This is a genomic window from Devosia riboflavina, assembly GCF_000743575.1.
Lineage (GTDB): Bacteria > Pseudomonadota > Alphaproteobacteria > Rhizobiales > Devosiaceae > Devosia > Devosia riboflavina.
The window spans coordinates 67,611-88,632 of sequence record NZ_JQGC01000027.1; the positions used below are offsets into that span (position 1 = coordinate 67,611).

At 63.2% G+C, this 21,022-nt stretch carries 32 protein-coding genes; 7 read left to right on the top strand and 25 right to left on the bottom strand.

Features of this window, described 5'->3' with window-relative positions; all coding sequences use genetic code 11:
* Positions 1-3: 3 nt before the first annotated feature.
* From JP75_RS20870 to JP75_RS20970, 24 genes are all read right to left on the bottom strand, one after another.
* Positions 4-420, bottom strand: coding sequence for an NlpC/P60 family protein (locus JP75_RS20870; protein WP_035086593.1), 417 nt, complete (start codon positions 418-420; stop codon positions 4-6).
* Positions 417-1,307 (bottom strand): DUF2163 domain-containing protein, encoded by an 891-nt coding sequence (locus tag JP75_RS20875; RefSeq protein WP_035086594.1) that lies wholly within the window; start codon positions 1,305-1,307, stop codon positions 417-419. The genes JP75_RS20870 and JP75_RS20875 overlap by 4 nt, the downstream gene beginning before the upstream one ends.
* Positions 1,304-1,924 carry a DUF2460 domain-containing protein gene (locus JP75_RS20880; RefSeq protein ID WP_035086595.1) on the bottom strand — a complete coding sequence of 207 codons (621 nt, stop codon included), beginning with the start codon at positions 1,922-1,924 and terminating at the stop codon, positions 1,304-1,306. The genes JP75_RS20875 and JP75_RS20880 overlap by 4 nt, the downstream gene beginning before the upstream one ends.
* 196 nt (positions 1,925-2,120) lie before the next feature.
* Complete coding sequence (locus JP75_RS20885) at positions 2,121-2,660, bottom strand: phage tail tape measure protein (RefSeq protein WP_035086597.1); 540 nt, start codon at positions 2,658-2,660, stop codon at positions 2,121-2,123.
* Positions 2,650-2,841 carry a rcc01693 family protein gene (locus JP75_RS20890; protein WP_035086598.1) on the bottom strand — a complete coding sequence of 64 codons (192 nt, stop codon included), beginning with the start codon at positions 2,839-2,841 and terminating at the stop codon, positions 2,650-2,652. Before JP75_RS20890 ends, JP75_RS20885 begins: the two co-directional genes overlap by 11 nt.
* Entirely contained in the window at positions 2,838-3,152 is a 315-nt protein-coding gene (locus tag JP75_RS20895) for a gene transfer agent family protein (RefSeq protein ID WP_035086599.1), read from the bottom strand. Before JP75_RS20895 ends, JP75_RS20890 begins: the two co-directional genes overlap by 4 nt.
* A gap of 7 nt (positions 3,153-3,159) precedes the next feature.
* A complete protein-coding gene (locus JP75_RS20900; protein WP_035086600.1) occupies positions 3,160-3,573 on the bottom strand; it encodes a phage major tail protein, TP901-1 family in 414 nt (137 codons plus the stop codon).
* An 11-nt stretch (positions 3,574-3,584) separates the two neighbouring features.
* The gene (locus tag JP75_RS20905; RefSeq protein WP_035086601.1) at positions 3,585-3,980 is read right to left on the bottom strand and encodes a DUF3168 domain-containing protein; all 396 of its coding nucleotides are present in this window, start codon (positions 3,978-3,980) and stop codon (positions 3,585-3,587) included.
* Positions 3,977-4,318: a phage head closure protein gene (locus tag JP75_RS20910; RefSeq protein ID WP_035086602.1), complete on the bottom strand. Its 342-nt coding sequence runs from the start codon at positions 4,316-4,318 to the stop codon at positions 3,977-3,979. The genes JP75_RS20905 and JP75_RS20910 overlap by 4 nt, the downstream gene beginning before the upstream one ends.
* Positions 4,315-4,881: a head-tail connector protein gene (locus tag JP75_RS20915; protein ID WP_035086603.1), complete on the bottom strand. Its 567-nt coding sequence runs from the start codon at positions 4,879-4,881 to the stop codon at positions 4,315-4,317. The genes JP75_RS20910 and JP75_RS20915 overlap by 4 nt, the downstream gene beginning before the upstream one ends.
* A 156-nt stretch (positions 4,882-5,037) precedes the next feature.
* Positions 5,038-6,258: a phage major capsid protein gene (locus JP75_RS20920; protein WP_035086604.1), complete on the bottom strand. Its 1,221-nt coding sequence runs from the start codon at positions 6,256-6,258 to the stop codon at positions 5,038-5,040.
* 12 nt (positions 6,259-6,270) lie between these two features.
* Positions 6,271-6,747, bottom strand: coding sequence for an HK97 family phage prohead protease (locus JP75_RS20925; RefSeq protein WP_051961058.1), 477 nt, complete (start codon positions 6,745-6,747; stop codon positions 6,271-6,273).
* Positions 6,747-6,878 carry a hypothetical protein gene (locus JP75_RS27250; RefSeq protein ID WP_280114008.1) on the bottom strand — a complete coding sequence of 44 codons (132 nt, stop codon included), beginning with the start codon at positions 6,876-6,878 and terminating at the stop codon, positions 6,747-6,749. The genes JP75_RS20925 and JP75_RS27250 overlap by 1 nt, the downstream gene beginning before the upstream one ends.
* Entirely contained in the window at positions 6,879-7,070 is a 192-nt protein-coding gene (locus JP75_RS20930) for a hypothetical protein (RefSeq protein WP_035086605.1), read from the bottom strand.
* A 62-nt stretch (positions 7,071-7,132) separates the two neighbouring features.
* Entirely contained in the window at positions 7,133-7,552 is a 420-nt protein-coding gene (locus JP75_RS20935; RefSeq protein WP_035086606.1) for a hypothetical protein, read from the bottom strand.
* Complete coding sequence (locus JP75_RS20940) at positions 7,549-7,893, bottom strand: hypothetical protein (protein ID WP_035086607.1); 345 nt, start codon at positions 7,891-7,893, stop codon at positions 7,549-7,551. Before JP75_RS20940 ends, JP75_RS20935 begins: the two co-directional genes overlap by 4 nt.
* A 97-nt stretch (positions 7,894-7,990) precedes the next feature.
* Positions 7,991-9,151 (bottom strand): phage portal protein, encoded by a 1,161-nt coding sequence (locus JP75_RS20945; RefSeq protein ID WP_035086608.1) that lies wholly within the window; start codon positions 9,149-9,151, stop codon positions 7,991-7,993.
* Between the two features lie 78 nt (positions 9,152-9,229).
* The gene (locus tag JP75_RS27255; protein ID WP_280114009.1) at positions 9,230-9,352 is read right to left on the bottom strand and encodes a hypothetical protein; all 123 of its coding nucleotides are present in this window, start codon (positions 9,350-9,352) and stop codon (positions 9,230-9,232) included.
* Complete coding sequence (locus JP75_RS26030) at positions 9,349-9,579, bottom strand: hypothetical protein (RefSeq protein WP_084587841.1); 231 nt, start codon at positions 9,577-9,579, stop codon at positions 9,349-9,351. Before JP75_RS26030 ends, JP75_RS27255 begins: the two co-directional genes overlap by 4 nt.
* Positions 9,580-9,650: 71 nt before the next feature.
* Positions 9,651-10,892: a DNA-packaging protein gene (locus JP75_RS20950; RefSeq protein ID WP_035086609.1), complete on the bottom strand. Its 1,242-nt coding sequence runs from the start codon at positions 10,890-10,892 to the stop codon at positions 9,651-9,653.
* Positions 10,893-10,937: 45 nt separating this feature from the next.
* Positions 10,938-11,342, bottom strand: coding sequence for a hypothetical protein (locus JP75_RS20955; protein ID WP_035086610.1), 405 nt, complete (start codon positions 11,340-11,342; stop codon positions 10,938-10,940).
* Between the two features lie 97 nt (positions 11,343-11,439).
* Positions 11,440-12,699 carry an Hsp70 family protein gene (locus JP75_RS20960; RefSeq protein ID WP_035086611.1) on the bottom strand — a complete coding sequence of 420 codons (1,260 nt, stop codon included), beginning with the start codon at positions 12,697-12,699 and terminating at the stop codon, positions 11,440-11,442.
* 359 nt (positions 12,700-13,058) lie between these two features.
* On the bottom strand, positions 13,059-13,688 hold the full coding sequence (locus JP75_RS20965; RefSeq protein WP_084587842.1) for a diguanylate cyclase domain-containing protein: 630 nt from the start codon (positions 13,686-13,688) through the stop codon (positions 13,059-13,061).
* 174 nt (positions 13,689-13,862) lie between these two features.
* Positions 13,863-14,318 (bottom strand): YcgN family cysteine cluster protein, encoded by a 456-nt coding sequence (locus JP75_RS20970; protein ID WP_051961060.1) that lies wholly within the window; start codon positions 14,316-14,318, stop codon positions 13,863-13,865.
* 134 nt (positions 14,319-14,452) lie between these two features.
* Between JP75_RS20970 and JP75_RS20975 the strand changes: the two genes are divergently transcribed.
* The 7 genes from JP75_RS20975 (at position 14,453) to JP75_RS25565 (ending at position 19,653) form a co-directional block, all read left to right on the top strand.
* Positions 14,453-16,618, top strand: coding sequence for a transglycosylase domain-containing protein (locus tag JP75_RS20975; RefSeq protein ID WP_035086614.1), 2,166 nt, complete (start codon positions 14,453-14,455; stop codon positions 16,616-16,618).
* Positions 16,619-16,743: 125 nt separating this feature from the next.
* Positions 16,744-16,995: a hypothetical protein gene (locus JP75_RS20980; RefSeq protein WP_035086615.1), complete on the top strand. Its 252-nt coding sequence runs from the start codon at positions 16,744-16,746 to the stop codon at positions 16,993-16,995.
* A 269-nt stretch (positions 16,996-17,264) separates the two neighbouring features.
* On the top strand, positions 17,265-17,840 hold the full coding sequence (locus JP75_RS20985) for a DUF1214 domain-containing protein (RefSeq protein ID WP_051961062.1): 576 nt from the start codon (positions 17,265-17,267) through the stop codon (positions 17,838-17,840).
* The gene (locus tag JP75_RS20990) at positions 17,837-18,382 is read left to right on the top strand and encodes a DUF1254 domain-containing protein (RefSeq protein ID WP_035086616.1); all 546 of its coding nucleotides are present in this window, start codon (positions 17,837-17,839) and stop codon (positions 18,380-18,382) included. Before JP75_RS20985 ends, JP75_RS20990 begins: the two co-directional genes overlap by 4 nt.
* Entirely contained in the window at positions 18,382-18,717 is a 336-nt protein-coding gene (locus JP75_RS20995) for a YnfA family protein (RefSeq protein WP_084587849.1), read from the top strand. The genes JP75_RS20990 and JP75_RS20995 overlap by 1 nt, the downstream gene beginning before the upstream one ends.
* Before the next feature lie 4 nt (positions 18,718-18,721).
* Positions 18,722-19,078: a VOC family protein gene (locus JP75_RS21000; protein WP_035086617.1), complete on the top strand. Its 357-nt coding sequence runs from the start codon at positions 18,722-18,724 to the stop codon at positions 19,076-19,078.
* 2 nt (positions 19,079-19,080) lie between these two features.
* On the top strand, positions 19,081-19,653 hold the full coding sequence (locus JP75_RS25565) for an NUDIX hydrolase (protein WP_051961065.1): 573 nt from the start codon (positions 19,081-19,083) through the stop codon (positions 19,651-19,653).
* Between the two features lie 177 nt (positions 19,654-19,830).
* On the opposite strand, the gene chrA is transcribed toward JP75_RS25565, so the two are convergent.
* Complete coding sequence (chrA, locus tag JP75_RS21010) at positions 19,831-21,021, bottom strand: chromate efflux transporter (protein WP_152565942.1); 1,191 nt, start codon at positions 21,019-21,021, stop codon at positions 19,831-19,833.
* Between the last annotated feature and the right edge of the window lies 1 nt (position 21,022).

Consider the following 21,022-nt stretch of genomic DNA (forward strand, 5'->3'; position numbering starts at 1 on the left):
CTGCTACGGAAACCAGAACCGCCCGCTCACCCGCTTCGCCCAGCCGTCGGTCAGATTGGTTTCAACGACACCGAGCTTTTCCTGCGCATGAATGAACCGCTCACTCGACACCATGATCCCGCAATGTTTTGGTTCTTCGAGCCCCGCCAGCCGAAACAGCACCACCTGCCCCGCCTCAACCGACCCCTCCGCCGGCAACAAGAGCCGCTCCGAAGCCGCCCTCAGCGCCCCGGCATTTTCGGGATCGCGAATGCTCGCCCGATAAGGCGGCGGCGCAATCGGCTCGTCCCCATAAAGCACCCGCCAAACTCCGCGCAGTAACCCCAGGCAATCGCACCCTGCCCCCAGCGTCGAAGCCCGATGCCGATAGGGTGTCCCCAGCCATTCCCGCGCCGCCGCAACCACCAGCTCCGCCTTCATGGCACCACCGCCCGTCCATCGAGCGCATCGCCCTCGCGCGGATAGCGCAGCACATAGTCGCTGCCCGGTACATGCGGAAAACCGCGAAAATTGACCCCATTGCCGAACTTGGCCTTGCAGGTCGTAAACCGCCGATCGCACCCCGCCGTCACGGCAAACACATCGCCCGCGACAACCCAGTCGCCCACGCGCTGCCCAAAACCCAGCAGATCGCCTCCAGCCCCCTTGCGATGCGTCAGCACCGCATCCTTCGACGCCATCCGCTTGCCGCCCGACCACTGTCCCATGCCAAAGGCAAACCAGTCCTCGGCAAAACCCGAAAGCCCGCTGACCAGCACGCGAAACGGATCAACCACCGACACAACCGTCGCCACCCCCGTCCGCCCCGGCACGGCAAGGGTCACGCCACAGCGCGCGTCTCCCACCACGGCATCGCAAAGCCCGTGATAGAGCCGCCCGCGCACGGCATTCAGCGCCTCCTGCGCCGAGCGCAATTCGGCGCGAAACGTGCCGTCCTCGCGCACGATCTCGCCGATCGTATCCAGCCGCAGCAGCAGGTTCTGGCTCGGCTCCGCCCAGTTCACCAGCCAGGTTTCCACCCGCGCGCCATCATAGCGCCCGAGCGCAATATCCTCGTCGTCGATAGCGTCATGATGCAGAATGCCGAGCACTTCCCCGGTCTCCACCTGCGCCCCCAGCCGCGCCGGCACCTCGCCGCCCACCAGACCATGCATCGGCCGGCAAGCCGTCCCCGACACGACCAGCTCGACATCATGATCGGTAAACCCGAGCACCACGCCATCCCCGCGCAACACCCGCCAGCAATGCGCCAGCGTCGTCTCGCCCTGGTCGAGATGCGCCGCCAATCCCGCGCCCACCGTCTTCATGGCAAGATCTCCACCAGCGGAATGTTCGGCGCCTCGGCCCCGTCAAAACTCGACCACTCGATATCGAGCCGATCCGTATCGAACCGCACCGGCACGTCGAACAGAAACCCCGCACTCACCGCCGCCCCCGCCGCCGGCGCAACAGCAAAACTGACGACACCCGTCGTCACATCCACCGTCCAACCACTCGTCCGCTCGACCCCGGCCACGGCCAGCCGCACCGAGCCCTCAACCGGCTTCCCGATCGGCCGAAAATACGGATCAAACGCCGCGCCATAGCGCTTCAGCAGTTGAAACCCGACCTTCACACCATCGCCGGTCCCGATCGCCTGATCGCCCGGCAACGGCACCGCGCCGCCCGAGGAATGGTCGATCCCATCGCGCCACAAGAACCCATGCAGCCGCCCGCGCCTTTCCTCGAAAAAGGCCAACACCGCCTGCATGTCCGCCCGCGATTTCACCCCATAGCCAGCATTGTAGCGCCGCCGCGAATGCGCCCAGCGCCCATTGCGCTGCTCGCCCCCACCCGCCAGCGTTACGACATCGGTCTTGCGCTCCGGCCCACCCCTCGCGCCCAGCGCGATATCGAGCGGAAACCGCACATGATGAAATGCCATTCTTTTGTTCCCCCACTCTCGGTCCCTCCCTCGCCCCTTGCGGGAGAGGGACAGATTTTCTGCGTTCAGCAGAAAATCAGGGTGAGGGGTGCTCTATCCTCCGCAGAGGAGCGTTTTGCTCGTACGGAAAGAATACCCCTCATCCGCCCCTTCGGGGCACCTTCTCCCGCAAGGGGAGAAGGGAAGACGGGGGGGGTTAACTCCCCCGGGTACCCCTGCGAACCGCCCTCAGCAGCATCGCGCTCATTTCCGCCTCGCTCGCCGCAAAGCTGCGCGCATCCGTCGCCGTCACGTTGAACGTCACATGCACCCCGCCCCCACCGCCCGCGACACCAAGCCGACCATCCGGCCCGCGCGCCAGCGGCATGATCGCCTCCGGCCCCGCCTCGCCCGCCAGCCCCAGATTGTTACCCAGCGGAAAATAGGTCGGCGTCGCAATCACCCCGCCCTTGGCATGCGGAATGATCGCGGGATTGAGGCCAGCAAAGAGCCCCTCCAGCGCATTGCCGGCCAGCGTCTCCAGCGGCTTGAACGCCGCCTTCAGCGCCATATCGGCAAACGCCCTGCCGACACCAACAATCACCGACTCCAGCGATTTCCCATCCGTCAGCGCGCTGCGAAAACCCGACGAAATCGACCGCGCCACCCCATCCGCCAGCGAATGGATGCGCCTGATCTCGACCGACACGTCGCTCAGCTCATTCCTGAAATCTTCGTCAAAAAGATCACCGGCCATCTGGGAATCTCTCCATCAAAGCCTCGAGCCCCGGCCGATCGAGCGGCCCCGCCCGGTCCCCAACAACCGCGCCCCAGGCTGCCGCCAGCTCGCGCGGGCTCATCTTCCAGAAAGCCTCCGGCGGCAGTTTCAGCACGCCCAGCCCGAATTGCATCGCGTCGCGCCAGGGAAAGGGCTTCATGCCGCCTCCCCAAACGTCGCCTGCAGCAGCCGCACCGCAATGTCGGCCACCCCGCGCAACCCGCCCTCGACGCTCATCTGCGCCAGATCGTCGTCGGAAATGGCATTGCCACCTCCGCGCAGCCCCGCGCCGATAATCGCCGTCAGATCCCGGGCCGACACCTTTCCGCCCGCAAATCGCTCCGCCAGCCCCGCCAGATCCCCCGCGCCCAGCCGCGCCTCCAGCTCCGCCAGCGCTCCCAGCGTCAGGCAAAGCACCCTCGTCTCGCCCCCGATCTCGGCAGCGATTTCCCCACGATGAATATTTGCCATTGGTCCCTCAGATCGCCGTAAAGCCCACTTCCCCAGCGCTTTCCAGCGCCAGGTCAAACGTCACTTCGCCCGCATGATCAGCCGAAAATTCCAGCGCCACGATCTGGAACGGACCTTCCACAGTGCCGAAATGCGGCAGGATGAGCTGCCAATTGCGAATGGTCCCGGCAAAGAAAAGGCTCCGAATGAGCCCATCCGAAGCCTGGTCCTTGAACACCCCCGAGCCTGAAAGCGAGGCCCGCTTCACCCCGCCACCCGCCAGCAATTCTCGCCAGCGCCCGGCACTTTCCTGGTCCGTCGTGTCAACGCTCGCCGCATTGAACGCCAGGCTGCGCGTGCGCAGACCCGCCACGGTGAGAAAACTCCCCGACCCCGTCTGGTCGAGTTTCAGAAGCATATCCTTGCCACTCTGGGCTGCCATTTTGTCCCTCGCTATTCGGTAAGAAACCGCAGCAAAACCGCCGCCCGCGCCTGCCCCGTCGCAGCGTCGATAGCCGTCTCGGTCCGCACATGCTCGGCCAGCGTCACGACCAGCCCCGCCTGCACCAGGCCCGTCCGCGCCGCCATCACCCGCTCGGCAATCGCCAGCGCCGCCTTGCGGCTCGGCCGATCCGCCCAGCAGTTTACGAGCACTCGATGCTCCTGCCCCGGCGTGCCATCGCCATCGACCTGCCTGATGTCATGCCGGTCGATCACCACATAGGGCGCTGGCCGGTTCTGCGGCGGCGCATCGAAAACCCCTGATGCTCCCACCAGCGCCACAAGCGCCGCATCCGCCTCCAGCGCCGAAACCAGCGCCGCCTGCAAAGCCACGATCGGATGGGTCATCCCGTCACCTGCGTCTCGCTACAAGCGCAGCTCAAATAAGCCCGCCGCCCATTCAAGTCCGCAGCGCTCACCACATCCAGATTGCGCCCCCGATAGACAATGCGGTCCCCCGGCCCCAAATCAGGCCGAAACCGCAACACCACGGCATGCGAAATCGCCACCGCCCGTCCATCGGCATTGGTCCCCTGCCGCCCGGTCAGGCTCCGCACCCGCGCCCAGGCATTCCCCAGCGGCACATAGAGTTTCCCGTGCCCGCCCTCCGCTTCGGCCACGCTTTCGCGGCGCCGAAGCTGCACCCGATCGGTCAGCGTCCCGATAGGCGGAATCTTCTCGCTCACAGCCGCACCCGCTTATGCGCCGCCACCAGCCGGTCGAACCCCGAAGGCACCACCGAGCCGGCGCCCGCAACGATCACCGCATCACGATGCTCATGCCAATGCACCACCAGCCCCATCAGCGCCTGTTTGAGGTCTGCCGGCACATCCTCGGGCTCTATTCCGAACCCCGCGACATAGTCGATCTCGATCCCCTGCCGCTCCTGCAGCATAGGCATGCCGACCACCACACGCGGCACGATCAGCCGATCGGGCTCCGACCTGAACTGATCGAGCGGAACCTCATGGCTCGCCCCGTTGCCATCCGTCGCCGAAATTTCCGTGATGGCAATCAGCGGCGAAACCGGCAGTTTCACCACCCGGTTTTCCGGCCAGTCGTCGAGCACCACCCGCCAACTCTGCGCCAACAGCGCCTTACCGGTAATGCCCTCAACATGCAGCCGCGCTGCCCCGATCAACGTCGTAATCAGCCCGTCTTCCGCAGTGTCATCGACCTTGAGAAAAGCCTTGGCCTCGACAAGCGAAACCGGCTCCTCGGCGGGCCCCGCCAGGAGATAGGAAGTCATTGTTTTGTCCTTGGATTTTGTTGAAGCGCCAACACCTCAACACCCACCGGCTGTCACCCCGGCGAAGGCCGGGGCCCATCCTGAGATGTGTGGAGGTGACGCTATCTCAAGATGGATCCCGGCCTTCGCCGGGATGACATCGAGTGTGTGGGGAGATCAGCTCACGCCAAATTTGAGCAGCTTGATCGCATCAAAGTCCGCCACCCCGCCGCCCACGCGCTTGGTCGTATAGAACAGCACATAGGGTTTGCTCGAATAGGGATCGCGCAAGACGTTCACCCCCTGGCGATCCACAATCAAATACCCGCGCCGGAAGTCACCAAACGCCACCGACAGCGAATTCGCGCCGATGTTGGGCATGTCCTCCGCCTCAACCAGCGGAAAGCCCATGAAGCTGGCGCGACCATCCGCCGTCGCCGAAGGTTGCCAGAGATAATTGCCGTCGGAGTCCTTCAGCTTACGCAGCGCCCCCTGCGTCTTGCGGTTCATCACCCAGTTCGCATTCTGGCGATAGCCGGCCTTGAGCGCATAGACGAGATCGATCAGCACATCGCTACCATTGCTCGCCGGCAGCGCGCCGGAAGTCCCCGTCGCCACATAGCCGAGGTTCCCCCAGCTCCAGCTACTTTCCGCTACCGTGGTCGACGCCAGAAAACCCTTGGGCTTGTTGGTGCCATCGCCATTGACGAAAGCCGTGGTCTCCTGCGCCGCAAAAGCCGCATTCACCTCATCGGCAATCCACTGGCCGACATCAACCGCCGCATCGTCAAGAAAGGCCGTGGTCGCCGCCGGCATGGCATAGAGCTCGGTCGTCGGATAGCTCAGTTCGGCCAGCGTCTGGCTCGTGGTCGTCGGACGGCTCGCTGCTTCGCCCACCCAGCCCGTCTGCGGCCCCGTCAGCGTGATCGGGCGCTTATAGACCGAAGCCGAAACCTGGCGCACACCGGCAATGGCGCGAATGGGCGAAATCCCCGTCATCAGCCGGGTGATTTCCGTCTCGACCTCGGCCGGCACCACATAGCCGCCATCGGCACCAACGCCGACCTGCAGCGCCTTTTCCTCGCCGCGCTTCACATAGGCCGAAAAGGCCTCCTTGTACTCGCCATTGGGCACAAAGCCTTTGCCCTCGAGCGCCGGACGCGCCCGCTCTGCACTCACACGATCCAGCGCCGCCTTGTGCCCGTCGAGCACGGCATTGAGCCGTTCGAGCTTGCCTTCCAGCAAGCCATCAGCCGTGCCGCGCTTTTCGATATCCTTGAGGCGCTGGTCATTGGTGCGCTTGAATTCCTCGAACGCGGAGGAAAATTCGTTGAACAGCGCGGCAACGTCAGTCCCCGCGCCGGCCTTGGTTTCAAGGCCGTCGTCAATCCGATCCATGTCGGCATCCTTCTATCGGTTACGGATAGTCCTCGTAGCAGCCGCAATGGCGGCGCCGGCCGAAACGGGAGCGGCAATCCGCGCCGCCTCCATCATCGGAAAGGTCACGATCGAAATTTCATAAAGATCGATCTCGTGCAGCAGCCGGTTCCCCGCCTGCCGGCTGGCTTTCACGGTGCGAAAGCCGATGGAAAGCCCGTCGAGCGCCTCAGCCTCGATCAGGCGTTTGAGCGCATCCGCCCGCGGCACGCCCGGCACCAGTTTTCCACGCGCAAACAGCCCATGGGCGTCCTCGCGCAGCTCCTCCCAAAAGCCCACCGGCTCCTTGGGATCGTGCTGAAACAGCAGCCGAATCTGCCCCGCCCGCGCCTTGAGGCTCTTCGCAAAAGCCCCCGGCAAAACAATATCGCCGCCACTATCGAGCCGGTTGAACACGCTGGCATAGCCGGCAAAACGCCCATCGGCATCGACGGGAATTGGTCCCGCCATCAGCGCTTGCTCCCCGCCCTGCCTTGGGGCTTGGCCACGGGCCTCCCCTTGTCAGCCAGCGTTCCCGCCAGGTTCCAGGCAAATTGCCGAAACGTCTGCTGCGCCGTTTCCCGGTTTTGCTTATCCGCCATTCAGTCGTCCCCCTTGCGAAACAGCCTGTTCAAAGAGGCAATTTCGGTCACGAAATCATTGAAGCGCTTATTGGCCGAAGCCATTTCCTTGAGGCTCCAAACCAGGAGCGCACTCGCCCCGCTCGCCCACAAAAACAGCGCCAGATGCGCGAGATCCCCGCGCTCGATAATGGTCTTGGTGAGGTCGTCCATCCGGGTCCTCCTGGCAATAAAAAAGCCCGCCGGAGGCGGGCCTTGGTGTGCAGTGGTTCACATTACTTTTCGACAGCCCTAAGCCTCTGCATTCGCTCTACAAACGCCTCCGTTCCTGGAAGCAAGCGGGTTTCAAAGAACTCTTTGTGGCTAAGAATGAGATGAATTTCATCCTCAGTCAGCCTCGTGTCCGGATATTCCGGCTTCGAGCGAATCCTGCGGTCGAGCGCGATCGCGACGTCACGTTGCTCGGGCGGCAACGCGGCCGTCGATACGATCGTGCACGAGCCATCATCAGGTGTCCAAGTGGCTTCGCCATCTCGACCAAACTTTGCCGTCGATTGTGACGTCATATGTCGCGCCCAAAAGCCGCTCTCGTCGGCTTCGTAGACCAAAAGCAACTTTGGTTGTCCGCCGCCAGCAATGCCGTAGATGATGTCGCCTACCTTTACTGCATCGAGGGCTTGCTTCCGAGACATCATCGAGAAACTGGCCCGATGGAGAGCAGCCCAAACGCTTCGCTTGCGACATCGACCAAATACAGTTCGTCGTCCCGCCATTCGAATTTGGGCATGAACAGAAATTCCGGAGCACCCTCTGGCTGCGCAAGGGCCCACATCGCGTTCAACCCGTGAGGCGAAACAGAGTCCGCGGAATAGCCAGGGCGAAAGCCCACGACCGTTGTGCCATCAGGCTCAACAAAACTCGAGACAAAGGTCAGCGCAAATGCGTCACCGATGGTCCTTGGTGTAAACAGGACCAGATGTCGATCGAGGATTTCGGCAGCTCTAGCCGTGGCAGAAATATTCGTTATTCGCTGCATCACAGGTTCCATCAGATGGCGGCCTAGACCATCAACAAACAAATCTTCGATGCATCTACTCCGGGCGTCAATTGAGGCAGGTACTAAGCTCCGACATTTATCCAGTTACCCCTACCATCTCCCGCTTCTCCGCATCGCTCAAAAATTCCGCCCCGCCCACACGCGCCCACAGCGCCCCACGGTCCTCCGCCAGCGCCTCGACCCCGTCAAAATCCGGCGCCACTTCCGCGCCTTCGAATGCCGGCCCCAGCCACAGGCTGAGTTCCTGGGCCACCCGCACCACCAACGGCACGAGCGTTTGCCGCCAGAGCGCCCGATTGGCCTCGGCCATGTTGGCATAGGTATTGTCGCCGGGAATGCCGAGCAGCATGGGCGGCACCCCGAAAGCGAGCGCGATATCGCGCGCCGCTGCGTGCCTCGCTTCAATAAAGTCCATCTCGCGCGGGCTCATGGCGATGGCCTTCCAGTCGATCCCGCCATCGAGCACCATGGGCCGCCCGGCATTGGCGGCGCCAGAAAAATTCTCTTCCAGCTCGTCCTTGAGCCGCCGGAACTGCTCTTCCGTCAGCGTGCCGCCGCCCGCCGAATAGACCAGCGCGCCACTCGGCCGCGCCGCATTGTCGAGCAGCGCCTTGTTCCACTGCGCCGAGGCATTGTGAATATCGAGGCTCGTCTGCGCCGCCTCGAGCGGTCCCATGCCATAGTGGTCGTCCATGGGATGAAACAGCGCCATGTGCAGAATGCCCGGCAGCGGCGCGCTCTCCTGCGAAATCCGCACCGTGCGTCCGCCCGCCGTATAGTCATAGCCCACCGGCCAGCCATCGCCCCCAGCCACCACCCGCATGCGATCGGGCCGCAGCACGAACAGCGCCTTGACGCCGCCATCGACTATCCCGGCCTGCAAATAGGCATTCCCCGCAGTCTGCAGATAGGCATAAACCGCCTCCAGCATTTCAGCGCCCGATTGCCGCCCATTGGGCCTCGTGAGCAGGCTTTTCAGCGGATGCTCGCTCACCGCCTTGCCATCGACCCGCACCGTTAGGGGTACCCGGTTCGCCGTCTCCGAGATCAATCGCACGCAGCGATAGACCACCGGATTGCGCATGAACCCCTGGTTGACGAGGCTCGCATAACCCCGCCCGCTCCACTGCGCCGCCCCCAGCGCACTCAGCGTCATCAGCGTATGCCCGGCAAAATTCTTGGTTTCATTGGGCGTGTTCGTCCATCCGCCGAAAAGGCGGCCCATCCACTTCGGCATTTTTCATTCCCTGCATAGCGCGCAAAAGCAAAAGCCCCGGACGATGCCGGGGCTTTCTTCATTCTCAGGTCGTGCAGCCTATTCGGCGGGGTGATGGCTGTGGCGTTTGAGATCGCGCAAATGCAGCCAGGCGCCAGTTGCGCCGATCGCAACGACCACTACGGGCATCACGATGAAGGCGTAGATGTACATGAGGGTCATGACTTCAGTCCTCCGAGGACCAATCTTGCTACCCAATGTAGTGCAATCGCCGCCGAAAGCCAAATCGCACCGCCAAGTGCAAACGCCCACAATTCGAGCCTCGTTCCAGACGCTCCGTACAAAACAGCGGCAACTGGCGCCAAAACACCTACGGTGACACAGGCGGTCGATGCGCGATCCAATGCGTTCGCGAGCAGTTTGGTGCGCTCGTTTTCGACAAGGCTCATAACCCGCCCTCCCCGCATGCATTTGAACAATGAAGGCCAGGGAGAACGCAAGCCTCTGAAACCAACGCAGTCTAAACCCACCGCACCCGCGGCCCCACGCCTTTCAGCAGTAATTCCGTCAACGCCCAGACCAACGCATCCACCCGGTCCGGCGAATGCCCATCCGCCTTGCCGTCCGGCCCAAACGCACAAAGTTCATCCTCGAGCGCCGCCAGCCCCGGCACATGCCCCACCAGTCCGCGCCCATAAAGCGCCGCCACCGGCTCCGCCCGCAGCCATTTTCCGCGCGTCGCTCGCACCTCGATCACCGGCACCGAAGCATCCACTTGCCCAATCAGGTTCTTCACCAGGTCCCCGCCCTGATTGACCTCAACGACAATCGCATCCGCCGCATGCGCCTCGAACGCCGCCACGGCCCTTCGCGCCCAGGTCAGCGGCGCGACACCCTTCAGCGTCGCGTCCTCCAGCACCACCGCGCCTTCCCCGCTCCGCCCCGCCACCACAATCCCACAAGCGTCCGACCGCGCCGTCCCTGTCACCGGCGGATCGACCGCCACCACGATCCGCCCATCGACCGGCCCACCCTCGCAAAACATCCCCCGCTGCCAGAGCGCATCGGGCCGATCCTCAATCAGTTCGCCATCGAGCTCCTGCCGCCCCAGCACCGTGCCGCGATAGCGCGCCACCACGGCATCCAGGAACTGCGGCGCCAGTTGCGCCTGGTTCTCGACCGTCGTCATGCGCACCGTCACCGTATGCGGATCGGCCAGCAGCCGCTTGATCAGCCGCGTCGGCCGCGGCGTCGTCGTCACCAATTGCCGTGGCCGTTCTCCCAGCCGCAGCCCGAACTGCAACTGATCAAAAGCGTCTTCCGCATGGGGCCATTTGCCGGCCTCATCACACCAGGCTGCGGCAAATTGCGGCCCGCGAAACCGCTCCGGGTCCGAAGCGGTCATGATCCAGGCCTCGACCCCATTGGGCCAGACCAACCGATTGCCACCGCGCAGGATCGGCCGGTCATCGTCGGGATGCACGGCAATGATGCCGCTTTCGCCCCGCACCATGATGCTCAGCGCCTCGGTCATGGTTTCGCCCACCAAAGCGATTGGGGTCACCCTGTCCCGCGCCAGTTCGCGCACCCATTCCGCCCCGGCCCGCGTCTTGCCCGAGCCGCGCCCGCCCATCAGCAGCCAGGTGGTCCAATCCCCCGCCGGCGGCAATTGCTTGGGGAGGGCCCATTTGTGCCAGTCAAAAAAGCGCTTTTCAGCCTCTTCATCCGAGAGCGCAGCGACTTCTTTTTTGGGCGTGAGCATAGCGGTCCTCAGCGGTCTTCATGGTGAGATCTCCGAGGTTCGGCCTCACCGCGCCTTGAACTGCTCCATGCGCTTGACCAGCTTGGCCCGCAGGTCGGTCATATCCTTGCGGCTCGCCGGCTCGACATTGGGCTTGGCCGCGCCGAGTTCGATCAGCTTGTCGAGCGTTTTCACCTGTGTGGCCAAAACATTGGCCTGTTTGTCGATCGGCTCGTTCACCGCCGCCTCCAGTTTTCTGATCTGCTTGTCGAGCACCTTGAGCATGCGCGCCACAAGGTCGGCCTGTTTGGGCACCCTGGCCCGCGCGCTCAGCCAGCCTTCCATTTCGCGGCGATAGCGCAATTGCGCCACGCTGATCCCATGCCGCCGGCAGATCACTGTCGGCAGAAACTGGCGGCCCTCATATTCCTCGCGAATGGAGGCCCAGTCCGGCATTGCCGTCTCGCTCATGCCTGCCTCCTGCACTGTCGAAACCCAATTGTTCGACCATGCCTGAAGACTAGCAGATCACCGTGACGCGGGGATTAGTTGGATAAGCTGGATAAGTTCAGGCGCCGAAAACGCGCCTTGCTTCCATGGCCAGGCCCAGCCCCACCGAGCCCAGCACGTCGGTACGCACCACTTCCGCCTCGGGAAACAGCGCCTGCAACCGCCCAGCCACCGCCGGCACCAGCGTCGAACCACCCGTCAGGATCAAGCTGTCCACCCCTTCGGCTTCCACGCCCGCCCGCCGCAACGTTTCGCGAATGGTGGCTTCCAGCCGCCGGATCGACTCGGCGAGGGCGAGGCCCAGCTCATCTGCGGTAATCTCCGTCGAAATTTCGCGGTCCCGCACCGGAAACACGAATTGCGTCGCCTCAGCATCGGAAAGCGCGATCTTAGCTTCTTCCACTCGCCCGATCAGCCGGTGCCCCAGCCGATCCTCGACCAGCATCACCATGGTTTCCACCATGTCCGGCTCAGAGGCTTCCCGCACGGTCGAGCGCAGGTCGCGCATGGCCTTGGCGTCATAGAGCCGGTTGATCCGGTGCCAGGTGGAAAGATCGACATAGGGCGCGACGGGCAGGTAGCGCTTCTTGTCGTGCGTTTCCGTCCCGAGCCCGAGTTCGGGCATCACCTTGGCCATGGCTAGCAGCCGGTCGAAATCGGTACCACCGATATGCACGCCCGCCGTCGACAGGATATCGCCGCTGCGATCCGCCAGCCCGCTGCGCTCGGGCGAAACCCGCACCACCGAAAAGTCCGAGGTACCGCCGCCGAGGTCGACGATCAGCGCCAGCTTTTCCCCGCTCACCTGCCGCTCATAGTCGAGCGCCGCGGCAATCGGCTCGAACTGAAAGGCTATGTCCCTAAAACCCTGCGCCCGCACGGCCGCCTCAAGCTGCCCCTGCGCCTCGGCATCGGCCACCGGGTCGTCATCGACGAAATGCACCGGCCGGCCCATCACCACCTGGGTCAGTTCCCCACCCAGTTCCGCCTCGGCCCGCCGCTTCAATTCACCCACAAAACTGCCGATAATCTCGCCAAAACCCAGCCGCCGCGCCTTTACGCGCGTCGTATCGCCAAAGAGCGCAGTGCCCAACACGCTCTTGAGCGAGCGCATCAAGCGCCCATCGGCGCCCGAAACATATTCGGCCACCGCGGCGCGCCCAAAATAGAGCGTGTCGTCTTCAAAATTGAAAAAGAGCACGCTGGGAATGGTCCGGCTCCCACCCTCGAGCGCCAGAAGATCGGGATGCCCGTCGGCGCCGACGCGTCCGAGGGTCGAATTCGAAGTGCCGAAATCGAGGCCACAGCCAAGCGCCATTTTGAGCCGTCCATCTCTAGGGAAAGGCGCGGCAGCCGCGCGGGGGACGGCCCCTATAAGGGGTTGGGGATGGATTGGCAACTTCGAACCGTCCCACAGGGCAAATCGCTCCAGTGGAGCGATTTGAGGCGAGAAGGCCACGACAGCTACGCTCGAATGGCGAATGCCAGGAAAACTGGACCTACTGTCCGGCGCGCACCCACTGGTGACTGAGCGCCGCCGCCCCACCCCGTCCGTCGTCATTGCCGGGCTCGTCCCGGCAATCCATCTCGCCTCCGCTGGGACTACCGGGATAAACCCGGTAGCGACGACTAAAGACAAATCTCGGTTGAGATCGAGCGGGGGAAGCTCGCGGCCTCTTAAGCCGCCACTTCCCGCTTCTCGCTCACGCGCATATCTGCAATTTCCAGCCGTCCCAGCCCGCGGCGCTGCGCCTTGCGCAGGGCGATCTTGGCGGTGTCGAGCACGTCCTTGTCGAAAGGCGGCTCGGGATTGACCACGGCCAGCCCCGCACCCAGCGTCACGGCTCCAGCGTGGCTTTCCTTGTTGACCAGACCCTCGCGGCGCACCGCCTGGTTGATCTTGTTGGCGAGGTCACGCCCCATCAGCATGGGCATGTCGGGCAGGACCAGAAGAAAGCCGCTCTGCCCCAGGCGCAGACAGCAGTCTTCCTCGCGCTTCAGCAGCGAGACAACAATCCGTTCCAGCGTTTCAAGGCAGTCTTCCGCGGCGTCACGCCCATAGGCGGCGAGATATTCGCCAAAGCAGTCGATTTCGAGAGCCACGACACAGAGCGAAACATTGCGCTCGGCCGCCAGCATCCAGGCCCTTTGCAGCTCTTCCTCGATCGGCCGCGCCGCCGAATGCCGTTTGGAACTGCTCTCCGGCGACATCGGTCGCCGCGCATCCCGCCTCTCCGCGTGACGTCCGAGCAGGGATCTAACCATCTGCCACAGCCCGTCTTTCTGGAAAGCTTCGGTCATGCTCATTATGCCCGCCCCCGGCGCAGTCTTCTTGCTGCCCGATCTGGTCACACTATAGTTAATGAGAAGTTACTATCATTAATGATTTGGCAAGATGTCGTTTTGCTTAAATGTAAAGCAATTGTCACACGGCATGTCTTGTGTGGCATTTTCGACTCAATAGAGAGCCTCGGATTGGCCCTAAAGATGCTCCGGCGGCTCGTATTCAGGCCAGTCCACGGCATGCTCTTCCCACTCTTCGGGGTCGACCTCGGTCTCGAGAAACGTGCGCCCGGAAACAGACACACCGACATCGATCACCGTCTGCGGATCGCCCGAAACCAGCGGATGCCACCAGGCCAGCCCCTTGCCCTCGGCCAACCGCCTATAAGCACAGGTCGTCGGGATCCACTTGATCTCGACCACATTCTGCGGCGTCAGCTTGATGCAGTCGGGCACGATCTTCTGCCGGTTGGGATAGTCGGTGCAGCCGCAGGTGTCCCCGTCGAGCAATTGGCAACGCACGTCCGAGGTGATCAGCGTCCCCGTATCCTCGTCCTCGAGCTTGATCAGGCAGCACCGGCCACAGCCGTCGCAGAGCGCTTCCCACTCCGCTTGGGTCATTTGATCGAGCGTTTTTTCTTCCCAGAAGGACATTGGCAAGGGGTCTCGTTTATCCTGTTTCCGGTTTGCGCTTGTCTTGGCCCCGGCGCAATCATATTCCAGCGATGCAATTGCATTGGCCCGGGGCTCAAGACACATTCGCGAGACTGGGGCCCAGGGGTTTTAGCGTGCAGGATCCGTTCTATAGCAAGCAAAAGCGGCAAAAGCGCGCCGGCGGCATGCTGGCGGCAGACGCCTGGCTTGACTCCTCGCTCTATGAATTCTGGCAGACGCTCGGCCGCTGGTACACGCGCTACCAGGATTTCATGAGCCGGTTCCACGTCACCGGCATCAAGCGCTTCTTCGTCGAAATCCTGTCCGACGCCTTCACCTTCGGCGCCATCGGCGCTGTCATCGTCACCGCCTTTGCCCTGCCCGCCTTCAACATCATCGATCGCGGCGCCTTCAACAAGGCCGAGGACTATTCCGTCGTCTTCCTCGATCGCTTCGGCAATGAAATCGGCCGCCGCGGCATTCGCTCGGACGATAGCGTGGCGCTCGACCAGATGCCGGACTTCCTCATCAAGGCAACGCTCGCCACCGAAGACCGGCGTTTTTACGACCATTTCGGCATCGACATCGTCGGCACGCTGCGCGCCCTTGCCTCCAATGCCCAGGGCGACAATTCCACCCAGGGTGGCTCCTCGCTCACCCAGCAATTGGCGAAAAACCTATTCCTCTCCTCGGAACGCACGTTTGAGCGCAAGATCATCGAGGCCTTCCTCGCCGTCTGGCTCGAATGGCATTATTCCAAGGACGAAATCCTCAAACTCTACTTTGACCGCGCCTATATGGGCGGCGGCAATTTTGGCGTCACCGCCGCCGCCGAATTCTACTTCGGCAAACGCGTGCAGGACATCAACCTCGCCGAAGCCGCCATGCTCGCCGGCATGTTCAAGGCGCCGACCCGCTACGCACCGCATGTCGACCTCGCCGCGGCCCGCGGTCGCGCCAATCTCGTCCTCACCAATCTCGTCGCCGCCGGTTTCCTCACCGAAGGCCAGGTGACCGCCGCCCGCCGCCATCCCGCCGCCCCCATCGATCGTACCGCCGACGTCAATTCCCCGAATTATTTCCTCGATTGGGCTTTTGAGGAAGCCAAACTCAAGATCGAGGAAACCAATGCGCCGGGGAACAATTTCCTCGTCCGCACCACCATCGATACGACGCTGCAAAAATACGCCGAGGAAGCCGTCACCTCGGTCGTCCGCGAACAGGGCGAGCAATACAAGGTCAGCCAGGCCGCCATGGTCGTCACCGATACCCAGGGCGCCATCCGCGCCATGGTCGGCGGCATGGACTATGGCAAGAGCCAGTTCAATCGCGCCATCGTCTCGACCCGCCAGCCCGGCTCGGCCTACAAGATCTTCGTCTATTCCGAAGCCTTCGAGCAATTGGGCCTAAAACCCTCCGACCCGATCACCGATCGCCCCGTCTGCATCGGCGACTGGTGCCCGCAAAACTATGGCCGCAGCTACAAAGGCTCGGTGAGCCTGCAAAGCGCCTTCGCCCAGTCGCTCAATACGGTCCCCGTCACCCTCTCGATCAAGACCGGCCGCGAACCCATTGCTGCCCTCAGCCACCGCATGGGCCTGCGCGCCGATTACCCCGTCACCCGCTCGCTGGCCCTCGGCGTCGCCTCGGTTTCGGTCATCGACATGACCTCGTCCTATGCCGTCTTTGCCAATGATGGCTACAAGACTCCGGCCTTCGGCATTACCCGCATGACAACGCTTTCCGGCGATCTCGTCTGGGAAGCCGATCCCGACGCCGCGCGCGAACGCGTGCTGTCCGAGCAGACCGTCGCCTATATGAACCAGATGATGTATGCCGTGACTCAGAACGGCACCGGCACCCGCGCCCGCATCGAAGGCGTGCCGACGCTGGGCAAGAGCGGCACGACCTCTTCCTATCGCGACGCCTGGTTCTGCGGCTTTACCGGCAATTATGTCGCCGCCGTCTGGTTCGGCAATGACGACTACAGGCCCACCAACAATCTGACGGGCGGCAGCCTGCCGGCCATCGCCTGGCAGAAATTCATGGCCTATGCCCATACCAATATCGAGATCAAGCCGGTCTTCGGCGTCGATTTCGTGCCCCAGCAGACCGTCGTTGCCGATGCCAGTGCCGAAGCGCCGGCCGAGGACGTGGTCGAGCGCCCGCCCAGCCTGACCCCGGCCGCGGCGCGAAAGCTGCTCGATCTCGCCGGTCGCCTCGATACGGCCATTCGCGATCTTGAACCGATATCGGATCAGGCCCGCGCCGCCCTCAGCGGCAGTTCGGCGGGCCTCTAGGCGCCTACTTTGCTAAAAATGTAGGAATTAAACCTCTGAGGCGTCCACATTTTCGCCTCATGCGCTGGCCATTGCCTTGATGTCCTCACGGCCTCGTGAGGATTCGTTCAATCAAAGGACAAGTCATGAAGACGTCGATTCTCGCACTTGGTTTCATCCTCGCCACCTCGAGCGCAGCCTTCGCCTGCACGGCCGAAGAATTGCAGGCCAAGGCAATGGAAGTGTCCACCAAGGTGCAGACCGTGATTGCCGCCCACCCGGAAAAGGCCTCCGAAATCACCGAGAAATTCACCGCGCTGCAGACCAATCCGCCCGCCGATGTGGAATCGGCCTGCAAGGTCTATGACGACCTCCTGGTCGAGATCGAAGCGCTCTAAGCTTTTGCGGAAGGCGGGCGCGCGGCGCGCCTGCCTTCCCACCGCCAAATTTACCCCCTCCCCCTCTCAGACGCTTCCTCCTCCATCGTTCCGTTGCTATAGCCTAAACTGTTCGCAGCGCTGCCGGTCCAGCACCCTATGCCCAACCCAAAGCATGTCTCCCGAAAGTGGACGCCGGTTTCGGGAAAGAGGCATGCGTCAAACAAGGACTAAGGCTACTGAAGCGAATCCGAAGGATTGCGAAGTGCTTTAGAGGTTGCTGAACCAATATGCGGTTTGTCCTTCTGCTCCTCGTGTCCATCGCCATTGCCCTCGCGACGGGTTTCGGCCTCAGCTATTACGCGCTGACCGATGGCCGCCTCTTCGGCGCTGCGCAGCTTGGTCCCTGGATTTCCTGGCCCGATCTCGGTTCCGCCTCGCCCAATCCCTATTCACGTGGCCATCTCACCCGCGAAGCCGAATTGCAGCTCGGCCGCGCCGAAGGCCTCAAATTCGTCGCCACCACCGACAGCGCCGGGGAAGCCCTCGATCTTTCCTGCGCCTATACGCTCGAAGGTCATGTTCCTGTCTCCAGTTTCTGGACCCTCGTCGCGGTGAACAGCGAAGGCGTCAACCTTGCCGCCCCCGGCACCGATCTTGCCCTGCGCTCGAGCGAACTCGCCCGCACCAATACGGGCAGCATGGTCATCCATGTCGGCAAAGCCCTGGCACCGGGCAATTGGCTCGAACTCAGCGGCAGCGGTCCCTTCGCCCTCGAATTGACGCTTTACGACACCACCGCCTTTTCCGGCTTCAGCTCGGACAATGACACCATGCCCACCATCACCCGGGGGAGCTGCGTATGACCCGGGTCATTCTCTGGCTGCTCGGCGGCGTGCTCCTCGGCGGCATCATCCACATTCTCGTCATCCTCACCCTGCCGCTCCTCGCCGAGGAAACCACCTGGTCGCGCGTCTCCGCCCTCGAAGCCAGAAATCGCATGCTGATCCTGCCGCAGGTCGAAGCCGGCAAGCCCAATCCCCTGGGTCTTGATCCCGAACTCGTCTATGGCCTCTGCCAGGTCGATCTCGCCGAAGGCCCGGCCTATCTCCGCGGCATGCTGCCCGACGCCTTCTGGTCCCTCGCCCTCTTCAACGAAGCGGGCGCCGTCATCTATTCGACCACCAATCGCGACGGCATCGGCCAAACCGTCGATCTCGGCATTTTCAATGCCGCCCAGACCCGCCTTCTCGCCCAGCAGCAGCTCGATATCGAAGAAGGCCTGCTTGTGGTCGAAGCCCCCGCCGATCATCTCTTCGTCCTCGTCCGCCTCTCTCCGCCCCACGAAGTCATGCGCACGCGCTTTGCCGAGCGCCTCGCCGCCGTCCAATGCGGGCCAAGACGCTGATGGCCATGCCATTCTCCGCCATCCTCCTCTACGCCCTCGCCGCCCTGGCTGAAATTGCCGGTTGCTTTGCCTTCTGGGCCTGGTGGCGTCTCGACAAATCTCCGCTCTGGCTCGCCCCGGGCCTGCTTGCCCTCATCGCCTTTGCCTGGCTCCTGGCCCTAGCACCCGCCGATCATGCCGGCCGCGCCTATGCCGCCTATGGCGGGGTCTATATTGTCGCCTCGCTGATCTGGCTCTTTGCCGTCGAAGGCCGCCAGCCCGACCATTGGGACATCGCCGGCGGCCTCCTCGCCCTGGCCGGCGCTGCCATCATCCTCTTCGGCCCGCGGAGTTAAGCGAATGATCCTCCATGTCGAAATCGCTGCCACCGACCTCGATCGCGCCATGACATTCTATCGCGCTGTATTCGGCGTGGCGTTCGCCCAACCCATCGACCTCCATGAAAGCCGCATGGCCTATGCCGAAGGCGCCATGGAAGGCGCAAGCTGGGCCCTCTGCCAGGGCGAGGTCTATGTCCCGACCCAGAACGGCACCATCCTCTATTTCGCCGTCGATGACATCGACGCCGTCCTCAGCCGCGCCGAAACTCTCGGCAGCGCAGTGCTCTTCCCCAAGACCACGCTTGCCGATGGCAGCCATGTCGCAGAAATCGGCGACAGCGAGGGCAATCGGATTGCCCTCCAAACCCGTGGCTGACCATGACCCCCGAAGTTTTTCCATCTGCCCTCGCCAAGGCGGTTTCCCGCTACCGCACTGAAGTCGCCGCTCGGTCCGAGCATCTTTCCCTGCTCCTCTGGCAAATGGGCGAAGGCCATCGCCTCGACCTGCGCGAGACCATGCCGGGGCACCTGACCACCAGCGCCATCGTGCTCTCGCCCGATCATGCAAAAATCCTCGTCATCGATCACGTCACCATCGGCCGCTGGCTGCAGCCCGGCGGCCATTATGAGCCGAGCGCCTTCTTCCACCATTCCGCCCAGCGCGAAGCCGAGGAGGAAACCGGCGCCACGGGCCTCAAACTCCATCCCTGGCATCAGGGCCAGGACCTGCCCTTCGTCATCGACAGCCACGACGTCCCCGGCAAACGCTCCCGCAACGAGCCGCCGCATATCCATCACGACCTGCAATATCTGTTCATTGCCGATCCAACACTTCCGCTCGTGGCCCAACTCGAAGAGGTTCACGCGGCCCAGTGGCGCGAGGTGGAAATGCTGGCTGAATTTGCACCAAAGGCGGCGGCACGGCTGAAGTCGGTTGGGGCGCCGGGCTAAGCCACTGCCCCACAGTTTGGCCGCGCTCCGGATTTTCCTTTTATCGCTGTGTCATTCCCGCGAAAGCGGGAACCCCTGTTTCAAACGGAGGTCCCCGCTTTCGCGGGGATGACACCGTAGAAAGAACGAAAAGAACCAGGCGTGTGACAGCTTCCCAAAGGGAAAGGCGAAGAGCCCTCACAAAACCCCAACCACCCCGCCAACCGCCGCCAGTGCCGCAACCACCCACAGCGGCGGCAATTTCCAGCTCACCAGCGCCACAAACCCCGCCAGCGCCAGCGCGAAATCGAGAGGCGACAGCACCGCGCTCGTAAACACGGGGTCGTAAAGCGCCAGCGCCAGTACCCCGACCACGGCTGCATTGGCGCCGCGCATCGCCGCCTGCGCAAACGGGTTGCCCCGCAGCCCATGCCAGAACGGCAGCGCTGCCACGAGAATAAGAAGCCCCGGCAGGAAGATCGCCACGAGCGCAATCGCCGCTCCCCAAATACCATTGGGCGGGACGGAGCTCGCCGCCCCCAAATAGGCAGCAAAGGTGAAAAGCGGACCCGGCATGGCCTGCGCCGCGCCATAGCCAGCAAGGAACGTACTGTCGCTCAACAGACCCCGGCCAACCGTTCCCGCTTCAAGCAGCGGCAAGACCACATGGCCGCCGCCAAACACCAGCGCACCGGCCCGATAGAACGCGTCGAACAGCGCCAAAGCCGGGTTGACCCCGGCAAGAAGCGGCAGGGCGACCAGCAGGCCGATAAACAGCAACAGCGCAAAAATGCCAAAGCCGCGCGATACCGGCGCCTTGGCCTCCGGCACAGCGCCATTGCCCTTTTCCTGGCACAGCGCCAGCCCCAGCGCCACGCCGAGCACGATCGCGCTGACCTGTCCCAAAACCCCGCCAAAGGCCACCATGGCCAGCACAGCCAGCACGGCAATGCCTGCCCGCGCCCGGTCCGGCGTCAGGCTTTTTGCCATGCCCAGCACCGCCTGCGCCACGACAGCCACGGCGACCAGTTTCAATCCATGCAGAATGCCCTGCGCCAGATCGCCATCAAGCGCCGCCGCACCCAGCGCAACCGCCACCATCAATAGCGCCGATGGCAGGGTGAACCCGATCCATGCCGCCGCCGCACCCAGCGGCCCGGCCCGCATCAGCCCGATGGCAAAGCCAACCTGGCTCGAGGCCGGTCCCGGCAGAAACTGGCAGAGCGCCACGAGATCGCCATAGGCCTTGTCGTCGAACCAGCCGCGCCTCGTGACGAACTCGTCGCGAAAATATCCCAGATGCGCGATCGGGCCGCCAAAACTCGTGAGACCAAGTTTGAGAAAGGCCCCAAAGACCTCCCCGGCTGACCCGGTCTTCTCGACGCCCACG